The following is a 7347-nucleotide window of genomic DNA, read 5'->3' on the forward strand; positions in this document are numbered from 1 at the left end:
GCTGGCCGGGTGGGGGCTGGCGGGGCTGTTCGCGGGCGGCGATGGGGAGGTGGCCACGCCGGCCGAGGGCGTGTTCTTCGGGAGCCTTTCGTCGTCCTCGATGGCCGGCATGCCGCTGCTCGATCCGCTCGCGGCCCTCGAGGTGCTCTCTTCCGGCTACGGGCTGGCGACGGCGGGCCTTGCGGGGGCAGCCCTCGTCGTAGTGGCCTACGGCCTTGTGCGCGGGCGGGCCTTCTGCGGGTGGGTGTGCCCGGTGAACCTCATCGGCGAGGGCGTTGACACCCTGCGCCGCCGTCTCGGCATCGCGGTGCCTGAGCGCATGTTCAGCCGCCGCGTGAAGATCGGCGTGGCCGTGGCCGTGGTGGTGGCCTCGGCGCTCGTGGGCTTTCCCGTCTTCGAGGCCGTCTCTCCCATCGGGGCGGTGAACAAGGGACTCGTCTTCGGCGGCTTCGCCGGCGCGGGCACGCTTCTCGCCATCGTAATTGCCGAGCTCTTCGTGAGCCGGCGCGTGTGGTGCCGCGCTCTCTGCCCGCTGGGCGGCCTCTTTCAGGTACTTGGCCGCGCGGGCCAGGTGAACGTGCGCATCGACCACGGAGCCTGCGTGCACTGCGGCCGCTGCGAGGAGGCCTGCCCGGCCGACCCCGTCATCCTCGCGCCCGCGCTCTCGGGCGACGACGCCATCGTGCGCGCCGGTGACTGCATGGCCTGCGGCGCCTGCGTGGACACGTGTCCCGCCCGCGCCCTGCGCTTCTGCCTGGGACGCCCTCCGCGCGTCCTCTTCCACGGCGTCTTCCGCCGCGGAGGAGGCGGCGGGGTAGTCGGCGGATTGAGCGGTGCGAGGCGGCCTGCGGCGCGGGTGGCGGGAATGCGCCGTTCCGTCCCCATCAATGGGCGGGGAACCGTCCCTTTTCGCGGGGCGCGCCCTCGCGGTAATCTCGTGCCAACGGAAGCTGTGCTTGCGAGCGCAGCCGAGCAAAGGAGGGAATCATGAGAAAGTCGACGATGCGCATCGCGGTCACGGCCGCAGGCACGGTGGCCCTGGTGGCGGCCCTTGCCGCCTGCGCGCCCGCGGGGTCCGACAACCCGCAGGAGCCCGCGACGGGCTCCAGCGCGTCCGAGCCCGCAGCGGCGCCGGCCGAGACGCCCGAGGCCGACGAGTTCGGCGTGGTGCTGGCCGATGCCTGGAAGGACATCTATCCGGGCCAGTACGCCACCTACAAGGCCAACGAGTCCAACAGTCCCGAGGGCAAGATGAACTACCTGGAGGAGTACCCGGAGCTCACCACCATGTACGCCGGCTACGGGTTCTCCAAGGGCTACGACGAGGCCGCGTCCCACAGCTACACGCTGCAGTCCATCTCGGAGACGCCGCGCGTGAACGAGAACACGCTGGCGAACTGCATTACGTGCAAGACGCCCCAGTTCACCGCCATGGTGAACAGCGAGGGCGATGAGGTATACGCGCGCCCCTTCGCCGAGGTGCTGGCGCTTGTGGGCGAGCCTATCAGCTGCTACAACTGCCATGAGAACGATCCGACCCAGGTGGTGGTCACCCAGAAGCACTTCGTGAACGCCCTCGGTGCCGATGCCGATGCGGTGCCCGTGGAAGCCGAGACCTGCGGCCAGTGCCACAACGAGTACTACTTCAACCCCGACACCAAGGCCACGAGCAACCCCTACGAGGGGCTGGCGGCCATGGACGCCGAGGCCATCTTGGCCTACTACGACGAGATGGGCTTCAAGGATTGGGAGCATCCCGACACCGGCGCGCCCATGCTCAAGGCCCAGCATCCGGAATTCGAGACCATCTACGGCGGCGAGCAGTCCTCCATGGCCAAGCAGGGCTACAGCTGCGCCGACTGCCACATGGCGCCCATGAGCGACGAGTCGGGCGAGTACAGCTCGCACGAGTTGGTGAGCCCGCTGGAGAACCCCGCTATCAGCGACCAGTGCACGAGCTGCCATAAGGACCTTACGGGGCAGGTGCGCGCCTGGCAGAAGGAGGTCACCGACCGCGAGCACGCCATCGCCGCCGACATCAAGCGCTACACCGACGAGCTGGCGGCTCAGAAAGACTCTCTCGACGCCGACACGCTGGCCCAGGCTCAGCAGATTCAGCGCCACGCGCAGTTCTACTGGGACTACGTGATGGTGGAGAACTCCGAGGGCGCCCACAACTACAAGGCCGCCCATGCCAACCTCGACAAGGCCGAATCGCAGCTGGAAGAGGGCTTCGCGCTGCTGGGTATCGCCTAGGTCGCGGCATCTGAGACACCGATGGGGCGGCGCCCTCCCTTGTCGCCCCTTCCTGACGCGCGCCTGTTCCCGGGCGCGCGTCGTCTGTTCTCGGGGAATGCCCCGTTCGGGTGATGCGCGCCCGCGCGCCCGCGCGCTACGGTGTTCATGGCGCATCGCGGGGCAGCGCCGTCGATGCGGCCGAGCGCGGCCGATCGATGAGCGGCGCACCCTCCATTGCGAAAGTGTTGCGTTTGCGCTGATCTGCTGGTTTCGCTTGCTTTCTCGCGCGCGCTCGCGCGGGCTTCGGCGATACTGGCCGATGGTAATTTTCAGACCGTCGGGGAGGCCGGTCTGGCTCACCGACGGACAACAGGAGGATTATGAACGCGAAGATGAAGAAGAGGATGGTCGCCGTCTCCGGCGTCATCGTCATCGTGCTCATTCTGGTGCTCGCCTTCGTGGGCGGAAACACCGCGGCCCAGACCGTTTCGGTCGCCGAGGCGGCGGAGAACCCCCAGGCGGGCCAGAAGGTGCAGGTGTCGGGCAACGTGGTGCAGGATTCGTACACCACCGCCGACAACGTGCTCACCTTCAAGATCTACGACCCGGACGGCGATCCGGCGACTCAGCTCGAGGTGCGCTACGACGGCGCCGCCTCGTCTACCTTCGGTAACGACGTGACCGCCATCTGCACCGGCAAGATCAACGACGCCGGCGTGCTGGAGTGCTCCGAGCTCGTCACGAAGTGCCCCTCGAAGTACGAAAATTCCGACAACGCGCTCTCCGTCTCGCAGCTGATCGGCTACGGCGACGGCGTGGTGGGCAACGTGGTGAAGGTATCCGGCACTGTGAAGCCTGGCACGCTCACCGCCGCCGGCTCCGGCGACCGCTTCGTCATCGTTGACGCCGAGGACGGTTCCGAGCTGCCTGTGGCCTTCGACGGCGCGCTGTCCGAGGAAGTGGCCGACAATGCCACGGTGGTGCTCACCGGTTCCATCGGCAAGGACGGCAAGTTCGCCGCCACCGACGTTGCATTGGAGGGCTAGGCCATGTCGATGATCGGACTTCTGGGCCTGCTCGTGGCCTTCGCGGGCTGCGTGATCTCGGTGCTCTGCCTGAGCGTGGCCCACGTGCTGTACAAGAAGCGCTCCTTCGAGAAGTCGGAGACCTTCGCCTGGGGCGGCCGGGTGGCCGCGGTGCTCGTCGCGGCAGCCCTCACGGTGTGCTGCGCGGTGCTCGTGTGGTGCTTCTTCACCGGCGACAACACCATCCAGTACGTGCTGGACAACCGCTCCACCTCGGTATCTGACATCGCGTGGCTCTACAAGCTGGCGGGCCTGTGGGCCGGCCGCCAGGGCTCGCTTTTGTTCTGGGCGTGGCTCATCGCCGTGTTCAACACGGTGCTCGTCTTCACCACGCGCAAGGACGTGCGCCCGCTCGACAACGGGGCGCTCTGCATCGCCCAGCTCGTGCTCACGGCCTTTGTGTCGGTGCTCTTGTTCTCCGAGGGCAACATGCCCTTCATCGTGACCGACGCGCGCTACTTCTCCGAGGACGGCGCGCTGAACGCCATGGCCTCCATGCGCTCGATGAACGCGCTTCTGGAGCACTGGGCCATGGCCATCCACCCGCCGACGCTGTTCATCGGGTACGCGGGCCTCACCATCCCCTTCGCCTACGCGGTGGCGGCGCTCATCGTGAACGACGACTCGCCGGTGTGGGTGAACCGCTCCACGGGCTACCTCATGTTCTCGTGGCTGCTGCTCGGCATCGGCATCGGGCTCGGCGCCGTGTGGGCCTACGTGGTGCTCGGCTGGGGCGGCTACTGGGGCTGGGACCCGGTGGAGAACGCGAGCCTTCTGCCGTGGCTCGTGGGCGTGGCGCTCATCCACTCGTTTACCGTGTACCGCCAGCGCGGAGCCTTCAAGCGCTGGAGCGTGTTCTGTGCGTGCCTGACGTTCTGCTTCGTGGTGCTTGGCACCTTCATCACCCGCTCGGGGCTCGTGCAGTCGGTGCACGCCTTCGAGGGCGACCCGGTGTCGCTCGTGATGTTCGGCGCCCTTATCGTGCTGTCGCTTCTGGCCGGCATCGTGGGGCTTGCGGTGCGCCGTAAGAGCTTCGGCGCGGCCGATGCGGCCGACGACGACATCGAGTCCATGGTGTCGAAGGAGGCCGCCTACTACGTGAACAACCTCATCATGGTGGTGTTCGCGGTGCTTCTGGCCTATATGACCGTGTCCTCGGCTTTGCCGAGCTGGCTGCCCTTCGGCGGTCAGTCGCTGTCGGCCGGCACCTACAACGCCATTGCCCGGCCCTTGGGTATCGCGTATCTGGCCGTGCTGGCCGTCTGCCCGCTTCTGGGCTGGCGCCGCACCGACAAGCGTGCGTTCTGGCGCGCCGCCCGGGTGCCGGGCCTGTGTGCGCTCGTGCTGTTCGTCGTGCTGATGATCTACTTCGCCACCTACCTTCTGCCCAGCTACGACGCCATGATCGCCATGGGCGGCTCGACGGCCGAGGGGCTGCTTGAGCAGGGCGCGCCCCTCTACTACAACGGGCTTACCGTGGTGGGCTTCGCCGTGGCGAGCCTGCTCATCTTCAACGCGCTGTTCATGGCCGTCCGCGCCCTCAAGCGCGTGACCGGCGCCACCCTGCGTCGTCGCCTGGCACTGTTCGGCGGCTCGGTGGCCCACACCGCCATGGGCATCATCCTGGTGGGCCTCATCGGCTCGTCCATGTACGTGACCGAGGTGACCGGGTACGTGCCCTACAACGAGGACGAGGACGCCACCGTGGAGCCCTTCGTCATCCAGGACTTCGAGCTGCAGTACACGGGCAACAACATCGAGGAGCTGGGCAACGGCAACGTGATGTACACCGTGTACTTCGATGCCTACAAGGACGGCCAGTTCGTGGGCAGCGTGGCCCCGGCCGTGCAGGTGGTGGGCGCCACCCAGCAGCAGAAGCTGGAGGCCAGCGTCATCGGGTTCCCGCTCGAGGACCTGTTCGTGGTGTACCGCGGCGTGAACGAGGAGGGCGACTTCTCCATGGACGTGCGCGTGAACCCGCTTATCTCGCTGGTGTGGGTGGGCTTCGGCCTGCTCATGATCGGCTCGCTTCTGCCCCTGTTCGCCAAGCGCGCCGAGCGCCGCGAGGGCGCCGCGGCCGGCGACGAGCCCGCTGCGGCGTTGGCCGACGGCGTGCCCGAGACGGACGCGAAGGCCAAGAAGGGCCTGGTTATCGAGACGGTTGCCGAGGAAGTGGCCCTCGTGGAGGATGTCGAGGGCGATGCGGCGGCCGACGCCGACGTTGCCGATGCATCCGCCCGCAGCGACGCCAAGGCGGGGGAGTAGCCCCGTGGAGGCGGCCCTTGAAGTCGAGCATCTAACGAAGTCGTTCGGCGGTCGCAAGGCCGTCGACGACGTGTCGTTCTCGCTGCCCGCGGGTGCGTTCCTGTCGGTGTTCGGTCCCAACGGCGCCGGCAAGACGACGCTGCTGCGCATGCTGGCCACGCTGTCGCGCCCCACCGAGGGCACGATCACGCTGGCGGGCATCAATCTGAAGGAGGAGCCCGAGCGGGCCCGCGAGGCCATCGGGCTCATCTCGCACAACCCCATGCTCTACCCCGACCTCACCGCCGAGGAGAACCTGCTGCTGTTCGCGCGCCTCTACGGCGTGCCCAACCCCGAGCGCCGCGTGGTGGAGCTGCTCGACGCCGTGGGGCTCAAGCACCGCCGGCTCGACCGGGTGCGCACGTTCTCCCGCGGCATGACCCAGCGCGTCTCCATCGCCCGGGCCCTCGTGAACGACCCGTCCGTGGTGCTTCTGGACGAGCCCTACTCGGGACTCGACCCCCACGCCATGCGCATCTTCGACGAGCTCATCGAGAGCGTGCGCGAGAACCGCACCTTCGTCATGGTCAGCCACGATCTGGACAAGGGCCTGGCGCTGGCCGATCACGTGCTCGTGCTCGCCCGCGGCCGGGTGGTCTCCTTCGCCGAGAAGGACAGCCTCGCCCTCGACGAGTTCCATGACCTGTACCGCTCCACCGTCGGATTGGGGGTGAGCTAGATGGCGCCCTCTACCTGGACTCAGTACAAGACGCTGCTCGCGAAGGACTTGAAGGCGGAGTTCCGCACCAAGGACATGATCGTGTCCATGGGCATCTACGCCTTCCTCGTCATTGTGGTGTTCGGCGTGTCGCTGTCCTTCGCGCGCCCCGGCTCGGAGTTCCTGGAAGTGTCCGGCGGCCTTCTGTGGGCGCTCGTGGTGTTCACGTCGCTTCTGGGCCTGAACCGATCGTTCGCCAAGGAGACCGAGAACGGGTGCTTGGAGGGGCTTTTGCTCGCCCCTCTCGACCGCGGTGTGATCTTTCTGGCGAAGGCCACGTCGAATCTGGTGTTCCTCGCCGTGGTGGAAGTCATCGCCGTGCCGCTGTACTGGGTGTTCTTCTCCAGCTTCGCGGCCCCGGCCGAGACGGGCTGGATGATCGTCGTGCCGCTTCTGCTCGGAAGCGTGGGCATCGCGGGCATCGGCACGCTGCTTTCCACCATCACGGCGTCCACCCGCGGCAAGGACGTCATGCTGGCGCTTCTGTTCGTGCCGGTGATCTTCCCCTTGCTGTACGCCTGCGTGTCGGCCACCACCTGCGCGCTCGTGGGCGGCACGGTGTTCGAAGATGGTTTTCTGACGTCGCTCGCCCTCGGCGCGGGCTATGATGTGGTCATGATTTTAGCCAGTTGGGTGCTGTACGATTTCGTCGTCAACTGAGAAAGAGAGAAGGAGGACTTCGTGTCCGATAAGAAACTGAAGCTGCCCGAGGTGGGGCAGTGGCCCGATAAGCTGGCGGTGCCGGCGCTTGTGGCGGGCGCGGTGCTCACCACCATCGGGTTCCTCATGGCGTTTTTCGTGGTGGCGCCCGTGGGCGGTGCCGCGGTGAACGGTGCCGAGCTCATCGGGGATGTGATGGTGTCCCAGAAGATGCTCCTGTCCCAGAAGATCTTCTACTTCCACATGCCCGTGGCCATTACCTCGTTTCTGGCCCTGGGCTTCGGGTGCTACTACGCGGTGCGCTTCCTCATGACGAAGAACCGCCGCTTCGACACCTGCTCG

Annotated in this window: 6 protein-coding genes and 1 pseudogene; all 7 read left to right on the forward strand. The window is 67.0% G+C overall.

The features are described from left to right. On the forward strand, positions 1–991 hold a 991-nt coding region (locus Q5064_RS11185; RefSeq protein ID WP_302964716.1), incomplete at its 5' end, for a NapH/MauN family ferredoxin-type protein. Continuing rightward, the gene (locus tag Q5064_RS11190) at positions 988–2256 is read left to right on the forward strand and encodes an ammonia-forming cytochrome c nitrite reductase subunit c552 (RefSeq protein WP_302964718.1); all 1269 of its coding nucleotides are present in this window, start codon (positions 988–990) and stop codon (positions 2254–2256) included. The genes Q5064_RS11185 and Q5064_RS11190, both read left to right, overlap by 4 nt. Before the next feature lie 362 nt (positions 2257–2618). Then, entirely contained in the window at positions 2619–3284 is a 666-nt protein-coding gene (locus tag Q5064_RS11195; RefSeq protein ID WP_302964720.1) for a cytochrome c maturation protein CcmE, read from the forward strand. 3 nt (positions 3285–3287) lie between these two features. Then, a complete protein-coding gene (gene ccsA, locus Q5064_RS11200) occupies positions 3288–5588 on the forward strand; it encodes a heme lyase CcmF/NrfE family subunit (protein ID WP_302964721.1) in 2301 nt (766 codons plus the stop codon). Then, a complete protein-coding gene (ccmA, locus tag Q5064_RS11205; RefSeq protein WP_302964725.1) occupies positions 5551–6306 on the forward strand; it encodes a heme ABC exporter ATP-binding protein CcmA in 756 nt (251 codons plus the stop codon). The genes ccsA and ccmA overlap by 38 nt, the downstream gene beginning before the upstream one ends. Beyond that, positions 6307–7005: a heme exporter protein CcmB gene (locus Q5064_RS11210; RefSeq protein ID WP_302964723.1), complete on the forward strand. Its 699-nt coding sequence runs from the start codon at positions 6307–6309 to the stop codon at positions 7003–7005. It abuts the gene before it with no gap. Between the two features lie 21 nt (positions 7006–7026). Continuing rightward, positions 7027–7347 (forward strand): annotated as a pseudogene (locus Q5064_RS11215) (cytochrome C assembly protein); the annotation flags it as partial.

The sequence above is a fragment of the uncultured Adlercreutzia sp. genome (genome assembly GCF_958431955.1).
In the GTDB taxonomy this organism is placed as follows: domain Bacteria; phylum Actinomycetota; class Coriobacteriia; order Coriobacteriales; family Eggerthellaceae; genus Adlercreutzia.

What these genes read in the sequence shown, in the direction of transcription:
- Q5064_RS11190 (WP_302964718.1), top strand. Translation starts at nt 988, where the DNA reads ATGAGAAAGTCGACGATGCGCATCGCGGTCACGGCCGCAGGCACGGTG.
- Q5064_RS11195 (WP_302964720.1), top strand. Translation starts at nt 2,619, where the DNA reads ATGAACGCGAAGATGAAGAAGAGGATGGTCGCCGTCTCCGGCGTCATC.
- ccsA (WP_302964721.1), top strand. Translation starts at nt 3,288, where the DNA reads ATGTCGATGATCGGACTTCTGGGCCTGCTCGTGGCCTTCGCGGGCTGC.
- ccmA (WP_302964725.1), top strand. Translation starts at nt 5,551, where the DNA reads ATGCATCCGCCCGCAGCGACGCCAAGGCGGGGGAGTAGCCCCGTGGAG.
- Q5064_RS11210 (WP_302964723.1), top strand. Translation starts at nt 6,307, where the DNA reads ATGGCGCCCTCTACCTGGACTCAGTACAAGACGCTGCTCGCGAAGGAC.